Here is a 13444-nt window from a genome sequence, read left to right on the forward strand (position 1 = left end):
CCGGCTTGAAGCGGCGCAGGTATTCCATCAGCACGAGCGAATGCTTCTGCTCCTCGAAGAACCACACGCTCATGAACGCGGAAAAGTCGCTGTCGTGCTGGTTGTCGCGCAGGAACATTTCCGTCGCCGGCAGCGCCGACCATTCGGTGATCGCGTTCATCTTGATCGTCTTCGCCTGCTCGTCGGTGAGCAGCGAAGCGTCGAACCTGTCCCACGGAATGTCCTTCTCCATGTCCCAGCGGACAGCTTCGAGCGACCTGAAAAGTTCCGGATAGAGCATCGTCGTCACCGTCGTCGCCATGCAATCCGCACCGGCGCTCATGCCGACTGCGTCGACGCCGGCGCGGCGGCTTCCGCATCGGGCTCGCGATCGTCCCGATCGTCGTCCACCGAACGCGGCGCGAGCCGGCCGCGCAGCAACGCATGGTAGAACTGCCGATACGAGCGGTGGTAATAGCGGATGCGCGGCGCGATCGCGCCATGCAGGTCGTGCAACCGCTCGATCGGCAGGTTCGGCATCATGTGATGCTCGACGTGATAGTTGTTGCCGTTCGTGAACCACGTCATGAACGCGTTGCTCTCGATCGTCCGCGTGTTGCGGAACGGGTCGGTGCTCGTCAGGTCGCAGCGGTAGTGCTCGGGCATCTCGACCAGCGCGTGCACGGGCGCCGCGACGAACACGAGCGGGACGACCCACACCCAGACGACGAACCACGTGTGCAGCACGAACGACAGCGCCGCGAGCAGCGCGATCGCGGCCGCCATCAGCAGGTAGTCGCGGCGGATCGCGCGCGACACGAGCGCGTTGTCGCCGAAGCGCGCACCCGGCACGACGAGCTTCACGACGTTCCTCGCGAACTGGATATAGTGCGCGGCCATCGACAGCCGCCACATCCACAGCCCGACATTGACGACGGGGCTCGCGCCGTACTGGTCGCCGTAGTCGAAGAACTCCTTGTTCTCCGGCGTGCCGAGCAGCCGGTGATGGCGCAGGTGGCTGTCCTGGTATGCGTGGAACGACACGAGCATCGGCATGCCGAGCAGCACGCCGAACACCATGTTCAGGCGCTTGCTGCGGAATCCCTGGTAATGCAGCGCCTGGTGTTGCAGCTCGACGCCGTGCGCATACATCGCACCGATCAGCAGGATGCCGACCACCTTCAGGATCACGAGCGCCGACAGCGCGAACATCATCCCGTGCGCGACGAGCGCAACGTATACAACCAGCTTCAGCGAGAAGACCACGCCGCTCGGGCGGCTCTTCATGTCTGTAACCGGTTTCGGCCGGGCGACAAGCGATGAGGTGACGGACAAGACGCTCTCCTTGGGCCGGGTTGCCCGGCACGATGACGCGGCGACGCTGGCGCGCTGCCGGGTTGCCATTCTTCTGTGAGTCGATGTTTCGGACAAACGAATTTTCCGAACGCATTGCATGACGCCCGCGCATGAGCGCACCACATCGTGAACTAGACGACCGGTCGAATGAGACCGACCAGTCACCTCGTGGATGCGTGCCGCTCATGCATAGCCTGCATAGATTCCGTTTGTCGCCGCCGATCGATCCGGCAAGAATCCTCCTCACTCGACGAACGGCGCCGCCGGCACCGTGGCGCGAGCGGCCGTGTTCCTCAAGGGGAGAACCCTCGTGACGAAGTACGCATCCACCATTCATCGCCTGATCGAATCGCTCGAGGACGTCGCGGGCGCCATGCATCGCATGACGTTCGTCGACGATGCGGGCCGCGAAGCGGGCATCACGTACCGGCACTTCGCGCAAGAGGTGTTTCGCCAGGCCGGCGCGCTGCACGAGCTCGGCGTGCGCGAGAACGATCTCGTGATGCTCGCGCTGCCCGCGTCGGTCGAGCATGCGGCCGCGATGATGGCCTGCGTGATGACGGGTGCACTGCCCTGCACCGTGCCGGTTCCCGTGCGGCGGCCGACGGCCGCGCGGCAGGTGGCGGACGTCGCGTGCGAGCTGTACCGGCCGCGCCTCGTCATCGCCGCGGATGCGCAGGCCGCGGCCTGGCGCGACGACGCGTTTCCGGCGGCCGCCACGCGCGTCGTCGATCTCGCGACGCTGTCGAGCGCCGCGGATGCCGGCGCGCGCGCGCCGATCAGCGCGAAGAGCGGCCACGATCCGCATCATGTCCAGCTCACGTCGGGATCGACGTCGCATCCGAAAGCCGCGGTGCTGAGCCACGAGAACGTGATCGCGAACGTGCTCGGCATCGGCGGGTCGGTGCGCTTCGATATCGCGGCCGGCGACGGCACCGCGTCGTGGCTGCCGCTCTATCACGACATGGGGCTGCTCACGCTGCTGTCCAACCTGCATTACCGTGCGCCGCTGCTGATGATGCAGCCGAACAGCTTCATCCGGAATCCGCTCGGCTGGCTGAAGCGCATCGCATCGGCACGCGCGACGACGACGTCCGTGCCGACCTTCGCGCTGCGCTACTGCGTGCGCCGCTTCAACGCCGCCGCGATGGACGGCGTCGATCTGTCCGCGTGCCGCAACATCTTCATCGGCGGCGAACGCGTGGACGACGCGACGCTGCGCGATTTCGCCGCGACGTTCGCGCCGTACGGGCTAGCGGCGTCGGCACTGCAGCCGTGCTACGGGATGGCCGAATCGACGCTCGCGGTATCGATGCATCGTGCATGGCACGAAGGCGCGGTCGAAGGCGCACCGTACGTGATCGCCGATACGCTCGACCGGCGCGCGCTGATCGAGCGCCGCGACGCGCAGCCGGCCGCCGCGAACGACGGCCGCGAGACGGAGACCGAAACGGTGCTCGCGATGGGCACGCCGATCGACGGGATGGCGTCCTGCATCCTCGACGACGGCGACCATGCGCTGGGCAACCGCGCGGTCGGCGAAGTCGCGATCCGCGGCACGTCGGTGATGCTCGGCTACCTGAATCCCGACGACGGCACGATCGCCGCGCCGCTGACGGCCGACGGCTGGTTCCGCACCGGCGACATCGGCTACGTCGCGGACGGCCAACTGCATATCCTCGGCCGCAAGAAGGAAGTCATCATCATCCGCGGCAGCAACTATTTCCCGCACGAGATCGAGGAAGCGCTCGCGTCGCACAGCGCGCTGCGCAAGAGCACGTGCATCGCGTTCGGCCTGCCCGACCCCGAAACCGGCACCGAGCGGCTGGTCGTCGCGATCGAGGCACGGCCCGTCGACGCGACGCCGCAAACGCGCACCGAGTGCCAGCAGTTGCTCGCGTCGCGCATCGGCTTCGCCGCGCAGGATTTGTGTTTCGTCGAGCCCGGCTCGCTGCCGCGCACCACGAGCGGCAAGCTGCAACGCCTGAAATGCCGCGATCTCTATGCGAACGGCGCGTTGCCCGTGATCGCCGCATCGGCCGCCGTCGCCGAAGCCGGCCAGGGAGCGTTCGCATGACGCCCGCGTCGCTTTCGCCGGTGCTCGAGCTACGCGACGTCACGCGCGTGTACGAGGGCGCGGGCCGTGTCGTCGCGGTGCGCGGCGCGACGATCTCGATCGCCCCGCGCGACGTCGTCGCGCTCATCGGCCCGTCGGGCAGCGGCAAGAGCACGCTGCTGAACCTCGCAGGCTTTCTCGACGTGCCGAACAGCGGCGAACGCTGGCTCGAAGGCCGCCGGATCGACGACGCGCCGGGCACGCTCGAACGGATTCGCCGCGAACGCATCGGCTTCGTGTTCCAGCAATTCAACCTGATTCCGGTGATGTCGGCGCTCGAGAACGTCGAGCTCGGCTGCTTCGCGTGGGGCACGCCGCGCACGCGGCGCGAACGCGCGCGCGCGATGCTCGACGCGGTGGGGCTCGCCGCGCGCGAACGGCATCGCCCAGGCGAGCTGTCCGGCGGCGAGCAGCAGCGCGTCGCGCTGGCCCGCGCGCTCGCCAAGGAGCCGGCGATCGTGATCGCGGACGAGCCGACCGCGAGCCTCGACAGCGCCAACGCGCGGGCGGTCGCCGAGTTGATCCTCGACACCAACCGCACACTGGGCACCGCCTTTCTGATTGCGTCGCACGACGATCGTCTGTGTGCGCACCTGCCGCGCCGCATCGAGATGCGCGACGGCGTACCGGGAGTGAATCGTGAACTGGTCGACGTTTGCGTGGCGTAACCTCTGGCGCAACAAGCGCCGCACCGTGCTGACGATGGCGATGATCGGCGTCGCCGCGTTCGCGTCGAGCCTCGCGCTCGGCTACGTGATCGCGACCTTCGACGCGGTGCGCGAAGGGTCGATCGACAGCGGCGTCGGCCATGTGCAGGTGCTGCACCACGGCTATCTCGACCTGATCGGCGAGCGGCCGCTGCAGTACGGGCTGACCGCCGACGAGCAGGCCGCCGCCACGCACGCGATCGCAAAGCTGCGCGGCGTCGCGACGACCGCGCGCGGCATCGACTTCGACGGCCTCGTGTCGAACGGCGACCTCAGCTACGGTTTCGTCGGCGAAGGCATCGAGCCGAACCGCGAGCCGCCCGGCTTCTTCGACTATCACACGGTGCTGTCGGGCCGCTACCTGTCGCCGACGAATGCCGGCACCGAAGTCGTCGTCGGCGCGGAACTCGCGCGCAAGCTCGGCGTGCACGTCGGTTCGGTCGTGCAGTTGATGGCGTCGACCGCGCACGGCGGCATCAACGCGACCGACGCGCAGATCGTCGGCGTGATGAGCACCGGCAACAAGGACGTCGACGAACGGATCGTCGACGTGACGTTCACGGCCGCGCAGGCGCTGCTGCGCACCGACCGCGCGTCGCGCATCGCGGTGTTCCTCGACGACACCGCCGGCACGCCGGCCGCCGCCGCGACGCTGCGCGCCGCGCTGCCGACGCTCGACGTGAAGACCTGGGACCAGCTCGTGTCGCTCTATCACCAGGTCGTCGCGCTGTACAAGAACCAGTTCTCGGTGTTCGGCGCGATCCTGTGCGTGACGATCCTGCTGTCGATGAGCAACTGGATCTTGATGAGCATCGTCGAGCGACGCCGCGAGATCTCGACGCTTCGCGCGCTCGGCGTGCCGGCCGCGACGGTGCGCGGCGTGCTGATCCAGGAAACCGCGCTGCTCGGCCTGCTCGGTGCGGCCGCCGGCATCGCGCTCGCGCTGCTGACGATGGTCGCGCTCAATCATGCGCAGATCCACCTGCCCGCGCCGCCCGGCCGCGTGAAGCCGATCCTGCTCGAATTCACGGTGTCGCCCGCCGCCGTGGCCGCCGTCGAAGCCGCGTTCGTCGTGCTCGGCGTGGCCGCGGCGCTGCTTGCGACGCTCGGTCTCGCGAAACGCAACATCCTCGAAGGACTCGCCCCATGAATCGCATTCGCCTGACGTTCGCCGCGCTCGTCGCGTGCGTGCCGCTCGCCGCGCAGGCGGCCGACACGCCGACGGCCCAGACCATGCTCGCCCGTGCCGACGCGTACCGCAGCACGGCCGCCGATACGCAGACCAACATCGAGATCACCAACGAGGTCGGCGGACAGTCCGGCGACGCGACGCGCTATCTCGTCTACACGCGCGGCAACGGCGACACGCTCGCGCTGACGCGCAGCGGCGAGAACGACGGCCAGAAGTACCTCGCGACGACGCGCGGGCACTGGTTCTACGTGCCGAACACGCGCAGCGCGGTGCGCATCAACGGGATGCAGCGGCTGCAGGGCGAAGTCGTGATCAGCGACATCACGCGCACGCACTGGGCGGACAGCTATCGCGCGACGGCCGCCCCCGGCACGACCATGATCGCCGGCAAGCCGGCCACCGAGCTCGACCTGAGCGCGACCGATCCCGACAACGTCTATCCGACGATCAAGCTGTGGGTCACGCCCGACACCGACGTGCCGGTGCGCGCGCAGTTCTTCCTCGCGAGCGGCCTGCTGTTTCGCAGCGCCGATTTCTCCGCGCCGGTCGACGCGAACGGCCGCAAGGTGATCCGCAAGATCACCTATCGCAACGAGGTCGAGAAGCAGCGCGCGAGCGTCGTCGACATCCTCGACGGTCAGCCGCGCAAGATTCCGTCGGGCTGGTTCAACCCCGACACGCTCGCCGATGGCCAGTGAGTACGACGCCGATGCCGATGCTCATCGTGACCGCCTCCGCTCATCACCCGATCGCGCCCGCCGCGGCTGGCCCGGTGTCGCGCTCGCGATCCCGCTCGCGCTCGGCTGCACGCTCGCGCATGGAGAATCGCTGATGGACCAGCTCGGCACGCTCAACGGCATCGGCTACGCGCGCTCCGTCGACAGCATGGACGGCCGCGCATTGCTCGGCCGCCTGATCGGCGACTCGCCGCGCAACCAGCAGGAAGCCGGGCTGCTCGCGCGCATCGACGGCGAGAACCTGTTCGCGAATGCGCGCATCGTCGCGAGCAACCATTCGCTCGGCGCGCAGGCAAGCCGCTTCAACGAAGCCGGCGTGCGCTACGCGTTCGACAACGGCATCACGCTCACGGCCGGCAAGCGGATCGACGCGCTCGACACGTCGCAGGCGTTCTTTCCGCTCGGCTTCTTCCAGAAACGGGCCGCGACGGCCGACATCTACGATCGCTACGGCGACGTCGAAGGCACGCCGCTCGTCGAAGCGAAATGGGCGGGCGAGCAGACCACGCTGCAGTTCATCGCCGGCGAGAACCGCACGCTGCGCAACGACGTCGACAACCGCGACGTAGCCGGCGCGACGCAGCTCGTGCGCGGCGCCTACAACGGATCGGGCGGCTCGGCCGCGCTGCTCGCCGGCCGTCACGCGGGCCGCGGCGGCGTCGGCGCGACGCTGTCGTTCGACGTCGCGCGCTCGAACACCGTCTATGCGAGCGCGTGGCTCGAACGCGGCACGACGCGGCCGCTGCCGGCCTTCATCGCGAACGGTACGCCGCTCGATTCGGCGGCCGCGTACGACGCCGTCGATCGCCGCAACGACCGCCAGTACATGTGGCGCAGCGCGCTCGGCATCCAGAGCGCGCTGCCCGGCAACCTGTCGCTGATCGTCGAGTGGTCGCACGACGAAGCGCGTTACGACGCGAGCCAGTGGCGCCGAATGGTCGGCGCGGCGCAGGCGAACAACGCGCTGCTGCCCGTCGCGCCCGGCGCCGCGCTGGCCGGCCTCGGCGGCACGGCCAACTTCGTGAGCGTCGACGGCAACCTGCGCGACTACCTGTTCGCGCGGCTCGGCAAGAAGATCGGCCGCGTCGAGTATTCGCTGCGCGGCGTCTATTCGCCGCAGGACAAGGGCCTGCTCGCGATCGCGCAGATCGTCGCCGACGTGAACAAGCGCGTGAGCGTCGATGTCGCCGTGTCGCGCGCGTTTTCCGACAGCAATTCCGAGTACCGGATGGTCGGTCTCGGCACCCGCATCGACGCCGCCGTGCGCGTGCGTTTCTGACTGGAACCCTGCCATGTCCACGCTTTCCGCCCCCACCCCGATCGCACCGCCGCTGCGCCTGCGCGTGGCCGACCAGGCCGCGTATCCGGTGCTGCGCCACCTCGACGCGATCGGCACGCCGCCGCACGCGGCGGCCCGGCTCGTCGAAGCCGCCGCCGTGCGGCTGCTCGACAGCGAGATGGTGATCGCGCTGCGCACCGCCGCACCGGACGTACTGCCGGATGCGTCCGCGTCGACACCGCTGCGGCACGACGAGGCGCCGCTCACCGAAGCGCTGCTCGAACAGATCGGCCGCGAAGGATTTCATCACCTGTTCAAGCCGTTCATGCGCGCGTTCATCCGCATCATGTTCGGGCTGTTCTTCTCCGACGACCAGAACCGCCGCGCATGCGAGTGCATCGACGCCGGCCATCACTTCGCGTTCCTGATGAGCGACGGCGGCGGCCCGACGCTCGCCGCCTGGCGCACGGTCGTGCGCAGCGACGACAACGGGCTCGCGCTGACCGTCGACAAGGTGTGGGGCATCGAGGCGCACCGCGACTGCATGGCCGTCGTCGCGGCACGCCTGCCGGGCGTGATGTTCCCGGCCGCCTATCTCGTGTGGCCCGACGAGTATCGAAAACTGAAACGCACGACCTGCGGCGCGCCGTTCCTCGCGGGCAACCTGCAGCTTGCGAACGTCGGCGGCCAGGTGCGCGTCGCCGCCGAGGATCGCCTGCGCATCGGCGGCCCGACCGTGTTCAACAAATACCTGACCGTCGTGCGGCCGTATTTCGTGCGCGCGCTGATGGCGCACGTCGGCTGGCTCGAACGAACCGGCCGCATCGAGCTCGACGCAGACGCGCGCGCCGTGCACCGCTTCATCGCGGACGCCGCGCGCAGCCAGACCGACGACGCGCACTACAGCTTCGGCAAGGTGCAGCGCGTGCTCGCGATCAAGCTGCTGTCGAACGAGTTCCTGACCGCGCTCGTGCGCGACGGCAAGGTGCAGCTGTTCGACGACCAGCGCGACTTGCTGGCGTTTTCGAAGATGGAAGGCAGTTCGTACCGTTGTTATCACGAGCTTCGCAAGAGCCTGCGCTGCGAAGCCGGCAGTTGACCCACGCGACAGGCCGATCGATCCCGATCAAAACCACTCAACTCCAGGAGCTCCTCTCATGACGACCCAGAACGTTCCGGCCGACGCGCTCGACATCCTGTCCCGCGAAGTCGCGAAGATCCTCAACGTCGAAACCGTCGACACGGACGCCGGCATCGGCGAACTCGGCATCGATTCGCTGAACATCGTCGAGCTGATCGTGTTCTGCGAACAGCTTTACGGTTCGATCGATCCGGAAGCGCTGAACATCACGCAGTACACGACGCTGCAGCAGCTCGACGCGCAACTGCGCAGCCAGCAGCACGCGGCCTGACACGGCGATGCTCGCGCCCCTCGCCCCCATGGCGGCCGCCGCCGTCCAGCCGGCCCCGGCCACTGCGCTGACCGTGCAGGCGCTCGCGTACCGGCGCGTCGCGCCGTCGCGCGACGGCGTGGCCGCGCCGCTCGACGACACGGCCCGCGCGATCGGCACGCTCGCGTGCGCCGAACGCGAGCGGCTGTGCGGCGCGGTCGGCGCGGACGACTACGTGGTCAGCTCGACGATCCTGTCGATGCTGCTGATGAACGATTCGCCGCAGCATCGCGTGTTCGCGCAGGCGCTGGCCGGCGCGAACGACTACACGCCCGACTGGATGACCTGCTCGTACGAATGCGCGGGCTGGGGCTACGTGCTGCGCCGCACGCTCGCGACCGCGGCCGAGACGGGGCCGCGCACGCTGCTGCTGCAGATCGTCGACATCGACGTGCACGGCTATACGTACTGGCACGGCAATCCCGCGTGGGGACGCTCGGGCTTCGGCATCTGCACGCTGCTCGTCGACGTCGGCCGCGAACCGGCGGCGTCGGTGATCGCCGACGCCGCGCCGCCGGCCAGCGCGGTCGTGCGGCTCGGCCGCGACATCCGCACGTTCTGCGCGGCGCGCCCCGGGCTGCACGCGGCGCTGCCGTTCTTCCCGGCCACGTCGCGCCGCGCGCTGCTCGCGTCGGTCGGCAAGACGCCGCTGCTGCCGGACGGCCACGGCGTGTTCGGGCATGCGTTCGGCAGCGACCCGTGGCTGTCGGTGCTGCTCGCTAACCGCGACGGCGACACGCCGCGCCGCGCGGCCGTCTGCTCGCTCGCGCTGAACGGCTATTACGCGATCGCGGACGTCGCGTTCGCGCCGGACGCGACGTTCTCTCTCGACGGCGAGGCATGACATGGTGCGTCCCGTTCATTTCACCTACCGGATCGAGCGCGACGCGCGGCAGCCGGTCGCGGTCGCGGCCAGCGCGTACCGGATGCCGCTCGGCACGCCGGCCGACTATGCGCGCGCCGCGCTCGCGGAAGCGGCCGGCGACGCGTACGACGCGGGCAATGCGTACGACGCGGCCGGTGGCGAGCGCCGCGTGCTGCTCGACCACGTGCAGTATTTCGGATTCCTCGCGGAAATCACCGTGCGGATCCGCGACGCCGTGCATCCGGACGCCCGCGTATTCATCGAAGTGTGCGCGCCGTATTTCGGCGCGCTGCCGGCCGAACTGCTCGCGCCCCACGTGCTGCTCGGCGTGCACCTGTACGACGAAGCGTTGCGCGACGCCGCGCGCGGCGCACCGGTCGTCTGGATCGGCGACCGCATTCTGCGCGATGCGGAATTCGCCGGCGACAACCGCGTGTGCTGCGCGATCTGGCCCGCGCGGCTCGCCGACGCGTTCGACGCGCAACTGCGCGGCGCGTGGCCGTCGTTCGCGATCCGGCTCGAACCGCATCCGGGCGCGTCGCGCGCCGCCGCCCCGCTCACCGATTCCGCCCATCATTCCGGCGCCGCCGCGCGGCCGGGGAGACCCTGACATGAATGACACGCTTACCGTGATGCAGGACACGGCCGATATCCGCTGGTCGATGCCCGTCGACGCGCTGATGTCGAACGACTACGCGCTGCGCGAAGAGGCGCTGAACCGGCTGTACGAGAAGGCGAAGGCCGCGCAGTGGGACGTCGCGACCGACGTCGACTGGCGCCACGACCTCGATCCGGCCAACCCGCTCGGCATGCCCGACCCGACGCTCCTGATCTACGGCACCGAGCTGTGGGGCAAGCTCGCCGACGCCGACAAGCGCGAGGTGCGCCATCACGCGCAGGGCTGGCTGCTGTCGCAGATCCTGCACGGCGAGCAGGCCGCGCTGATCTGCGCGTCGAAGCTCGCGTCGGCCGAGAGCGGCCTGAGCGCGCGGCTGTGCGCGGCCGCGCAGATGATGGACGAAGCACGCCACGTCGAGGCGTACGCGAAGCTCGTCAACGAGAAGCTCGACGTCAGCTACCCGATGAGCCGCTCGCTGAAGGGGCTGCTGCACGACACGATCACGAGCAGCGCGCTCGACATGACGAACCTCGGGATGCAGGTGCTCGTCGAAGGCATCGCGCTGTCGATCTTCCAGAGCGTCGTCGCGTACAGCACCGACCCGTTCATCAAGGACTTGTTCCTGCGGATCCAGCGCGACGAAGCGCGCCACTTCGCGGTCGGCCGGATCACGCTGTGCCGCGTGTACGCGGAAATGAGTTCGCACGAACTGCGCGAACGCGAGGAGTTCATCTGCGAAGGCGCGGCCGTGCTGTACGAACACCTGTGCGCGGACGACATCTGGGAACCGATGGGGCTGTCCAAGCGCGAATGCAGCGCGATGGTGCGCGAATCGCCGGTGTCGAGCTCGATCCGCCGCTCGATCTTCCGGCGCCTCGTGCCGACGATCCGCGAAATGGGCCTGCTCACGCCGACCGTGCAGGCGACCTTCGAAAAGCTCGACGTCCTCGACTACGCGGCGATGCCGCTCAACTGACATGACGATGCCCTCTTCCCACGCATCCCGCGACGCCGGCTTCTGGATCGGCATCGACGCGGTGGCCTACGAGCTGCCGGGCCCGCCCGTCGACATCGAGGCCTGGGCCGCCGAGCGCGACTATCCGGCCCAGCGGGCGGCCGCGATCGCGCAGTCGGGCAGCCGCTATTTCCACATGGCGCTCGACACGAGCGAGACCGATCTCGCGATCGCGGCGGTCGGCCGGCTGCTCGACACCGCGCGCGTGCATCCGTCCGACGTCGGCGCGATCGTGCACGTGCATACGCAGCAATTCAGCGTGCCGCCGGCGCCGCGCAGCCTGCCGCACGAAGTGGCCGCGCGGTTCGGCATCGAGCCGCTGTGGCTCGGCTCCGTCGCGCAACTGAACTGCGTGTCGGTCGCGGCCGGCATCGAAACCGTGCGCGCGCTGATGCGCCGCCATCCGCGGCTCGACGCGGCGCTCGTCGTGTCGTCCGACCGCGTGTACGGCGAGGACTACCGGATGCGGCAGATGACGGGCGTGCAGTGCGACGGCGCGGCCGCGATGCTGATCGCGCGCAACAGCACGAAGAACCGGCTCGGCGGCATCGCGATCGAAACGCACGCGAAATGGCATCGCGGGTCGGACACGGTCGCCGCGAACGAGGCCGACCTGATCATGATGGAGTGGCCGTACACGCGCCGGGCGATCGACGCGGCCGTCGCGCTCGAGCCGCATGCGCTCGACGCGTACGACCTCGTGCTGCCGCACAACGCCGACCTGCCCGGCTGGAACGCGCTGTGCCGCGCGATGCGCGTGCCGGCCGAGCGGCTCTATGCGGACAACATCCATGCGCGCGGCCACGCGTGCTGTTCGGATTTCCCGATCAACCTGGCCGACGTCGGGCTCGATGCGCTCGCGCACGGCAAGCGCGTGCTCGGCGTGATGCAGTCGAACTGCGGCGCGTATGCGGCCGCCACGCTTCATCCGGTGGGCCGCCATGACGCCTGAGCGCCCGCTTCCGCCCGCCGCCGATCACGCGTGGATCGCCGACCTGCGTACGCCGTGCTACGTGTACGAGCCGGAGGTCGCGATCGCCCGCTACCGGTCGCTGAAGGCGCGGCTCGGCACGCGGCTGATCGTGTCGCTGAAGGCGAACCCGAACCAGGACATGCTCGCGCGCTGCGCGCATGCGTACGAGGACGGCGTCGAACTCGCGAGCCGCGGCGAACTCGATGCGGTAATCGGCCGGATCAGGACGCCGCGCTACCTGAACAATCCGTCGATGGACGAGATGTTCATGCGTGCGGGGCTCGCGTCGCGCTGCCATTTCGTGCTCGACAACCCGGACGCGGTCGCGCGTTTCGTGCCGCTCGCGCGCGAAGCGGCGGCCGGCGGCAGCACGCCGGGCGCCGTGCTGCTGCGCGTGAACGCCGGCGCGCTGGCCGGGGTTCATGCGCGGGCGCAGTGGCACGACCACTTCGGGATGACGCCGAACGAGGCGCACGACGCGGTGCGCACGCTCGCGGCCGCCGGCTTGCCCGTGGCCGGGCTGCATGTGTTCTCCGGCCCGCATTCGTTCATCCGCCAGGACCCGGCGCAGCCCGACACGCTCGTGCTGCCCGAACTGCTCGCGGCGCTCGCCCGCGATCTCGCGCCGGCCAACGGCGCGCCGCTCGGCTCGTTGAGTCTCGGCGGCGGTTTTGCCGACGATCATCCGGGCGATGCCGCGTTCGAGCGCTATGCCGCCGCGCTCGCGCCGCTGGCCGGCCAGTATTCGCTCGCCCATGAATCCGGCCGCGCGATCTTCGCCGATGCGGGCGTGTTCGCGACGCGCGTCGTCGCGGTGAAGGCGTGGCAGGACCGCACGATCGCCGTCTGCGACGGCGGGCTGTCCCATGCGTTCCTGCTCGCGCAGACCGAATCGGTGATGCGCCGCCTGGCCGCGCCGTCGCTCGTGCGCCGCTCACCCGCGCCGCCGTCGCGCGGTGTGCCGACGCTCTACGTCGGCAGCACCTGCAGCCGCGCGGACGTGATCGGCCGCGACGACACGGGCGCGCCGCCGCAAGTCGGCGACATCGCGGTGTTCGCACGCTGCGGCGCGTATCACCGCACGTACTCGATGGCGCATTTCCTGTCCCACGAAGCCGCGCACGTGTACGTGCGGCCTGCCTGAACCAGAGGAGC

Annotated in this window: 13 protein-coding genes and 1 pseudogene; 12 read left to right on the forward strand and 2 right to left on the reverse strand. The window is 69.4% G+C overall.

Annotated features, from left to right (window positions below):
* Both CFB35_RS29370 and CFB35_RS29375 read right to left on the reverse strand, forming a co-directional pair.
* Positions 1 to 289: pseudogene (locus tag CFB35_RS29370) on the reverse strand (ferritin-like domain-containing protein); the annotation flags it as partial.
* A gap of 29 nt (positions 290 to 318) precedes the next feature.
* Entirely contained in the window at positions 319 to 1266 is a 948-nt protein-coding gene (locus CFB35_RS29375; RefSeq protein WP_089465919.1) for a fatty acid desaturase, read from the reverse strand.
* 379 nt (positions 1267 to 1645) lie between these two features.
* Between CFB35_RS29375 and CFB35_RS29385 the strand changes: the two genes are divergently transcribed.
* Genes CFB35_RS29385 through CFB35_RS29440 form a run of 12 tightly spaced genes read left to right on the forward strand, consistent with a single transcriptional unit; the run spans position 1646 to position 13433 of the window.
* On the forward strand, positions 1646 to 3412 hold the full coding sequence (locus CFB35_RS29385) for a fatty acyl-AMP ligase (RefSeq protein ID WP_256940236.1): 1767 nt from the start codon (positions 1646 to 1648) through the stop codon (positions 3410 to 3412).
* On the forward strand, positions 3409 to 4119 hold the full coding sequence (locus tag CFB35_RS29390; RefSeq protein WP_089465921.1) for an ABC transporter ATP-binding protein: 711 nt from the start codon (positions 3409 to 3411) through the stop codon (positions 4117 to 4119). Before CFB35_RS29385 ends, CFB35_RS29390 begins: the two co-directional genes overlap by 4 nt.
* Positions 4091 to 5308 (forward strand): ABC transporter permease, encoded by a 1218-nt coding sequence (locus tag CFB35_RS29395; protein WP_089465922.1) that lies wholly within the window; start codon positions 4091 to 4093, stop codon positions 5306 to 5308. Before CFB35_RS29390 ends, CFB35_RS29395 begins: the two co-directional genes overlap by 29 nt.
* On the forward strand, positions 5305 to 6048 hold the full coding sequence (locus CFB35_RS29400; RefSeq protein WP_089465923.1) for an outer membrane lipoprotein-sorting protein: 744 nt from the start codon (positions 5305 to 5307) through the stop codon (positions 6046 to 6048). The genes CFB35_RS29395 and CFB35_RS29400 overlap by 4 nt, the downstream gene beginning before the upstream one ends.
* Positions 6038 to 7366, forward strand: a complete 1329-nt coding sequence (locus tag CFB35_RS29405) for a hypothetical protein (RefSeq protein ID WP_059579140.1) — start codon at positions 6038 to 6040, stop codon at positions 7364 to 7366. Before CFB35_RS29400 ends, CFB35_RS29405 begins: the two co-directional genes overlap by 11 nt.
* 13 nt (positions 7367 to 7379) lie before the next feature.
* Entirely contained in the window at positions 7380 to 8465 is a 1086-nt protein-coding gene (locus CFB35_RS29410) for a hypothetical protein (RefSeq protein WP_059579142.1), read from the forward strand.
* Positions 8466 to 8523: 58 nt separating this feature from the next.
* On the forward strand, positions 8524 to 8778 hold the full coding sequence (locus CFB35_RS29415) for an acyl carrier protein (RefSeq protein WP_006481176.1): 255 nt from the start codon (positions 8524 to 8526) through the stop codon (positions 8776 to 8778).
* Positions 8779 to 8785: 7 nt separating this feature from the next.
* Complete coding sequence (locus CFB35_RS29420) at positions 8786 to 9661, forward strand: hypothetical protein (protein ID WP_059579144.1); 876 nt, start codon at positions 8786 to 8788, stop codon at positions 9659 to 9661.
* A gap of 1 nt (position 9662) precedes the next feature.
* On the forward strand, positions 9663 to 10292 hold the full coding sequence (locus CFB35_RS29425) for a hypothetical protein (RefSeq protein ID WP_059579148.1): 630 nt from the start codon (positions 9663 to 9665) through the stop codon (positions 10290 to 10292).
* A 1-nt stretch (position 10293) separates the two neighbouring features.
* Positions 10294 to 11277 (forward strand): ferritin-like domain-containing protein, encoded by a 984-nt coding sequence (locus tag CFB35_RS29430; RefSeq protein ID WP_059579151.1) that lies wholly within the window; start codon positions 10294 to 10296, stop codon positions 11275 to 11277.
* Between the two features lies 1 nt (position 11278).
* Positions 11279 to 12268 (forward strand): 3-oxoacyl-ACP synthase, encoded by a 990-nt coding sequence (locus tag CFB35_RS29435; protein ID WP_089465924.1) that lies wholly within the window; start codon positions 11279 to 11281, stop codon positions 12266 to 12268.
* A complete protein-coding gene (locus CFB35_RS29440) occupies positions 12258 to 13433 on the forward strand; it encodes a PLP-dependent decarboxylase (protein WP_060009055.1) in 1176 nt (391 codons plus the stop codon). The genes CFB35_RS29435 and CFB35_RS29440 overlap by 11 nt, the downstream gene beginning before the upstream one ends.
* Positions 13434 to 13444: the final 11 nt, after the last annotated feature.

This window comes from Burkholderia sp. AU16482 (genome assembly GCF_002223285.1).
In the GTDB taxonomy this organism is placed as follows: domain Bacteria; phylum Pseudomonadota; class Gammaproteobacteria; order Burkholderiales; family Burkholderiaceae; genus Burkholderia; species Burkholderia semiarida.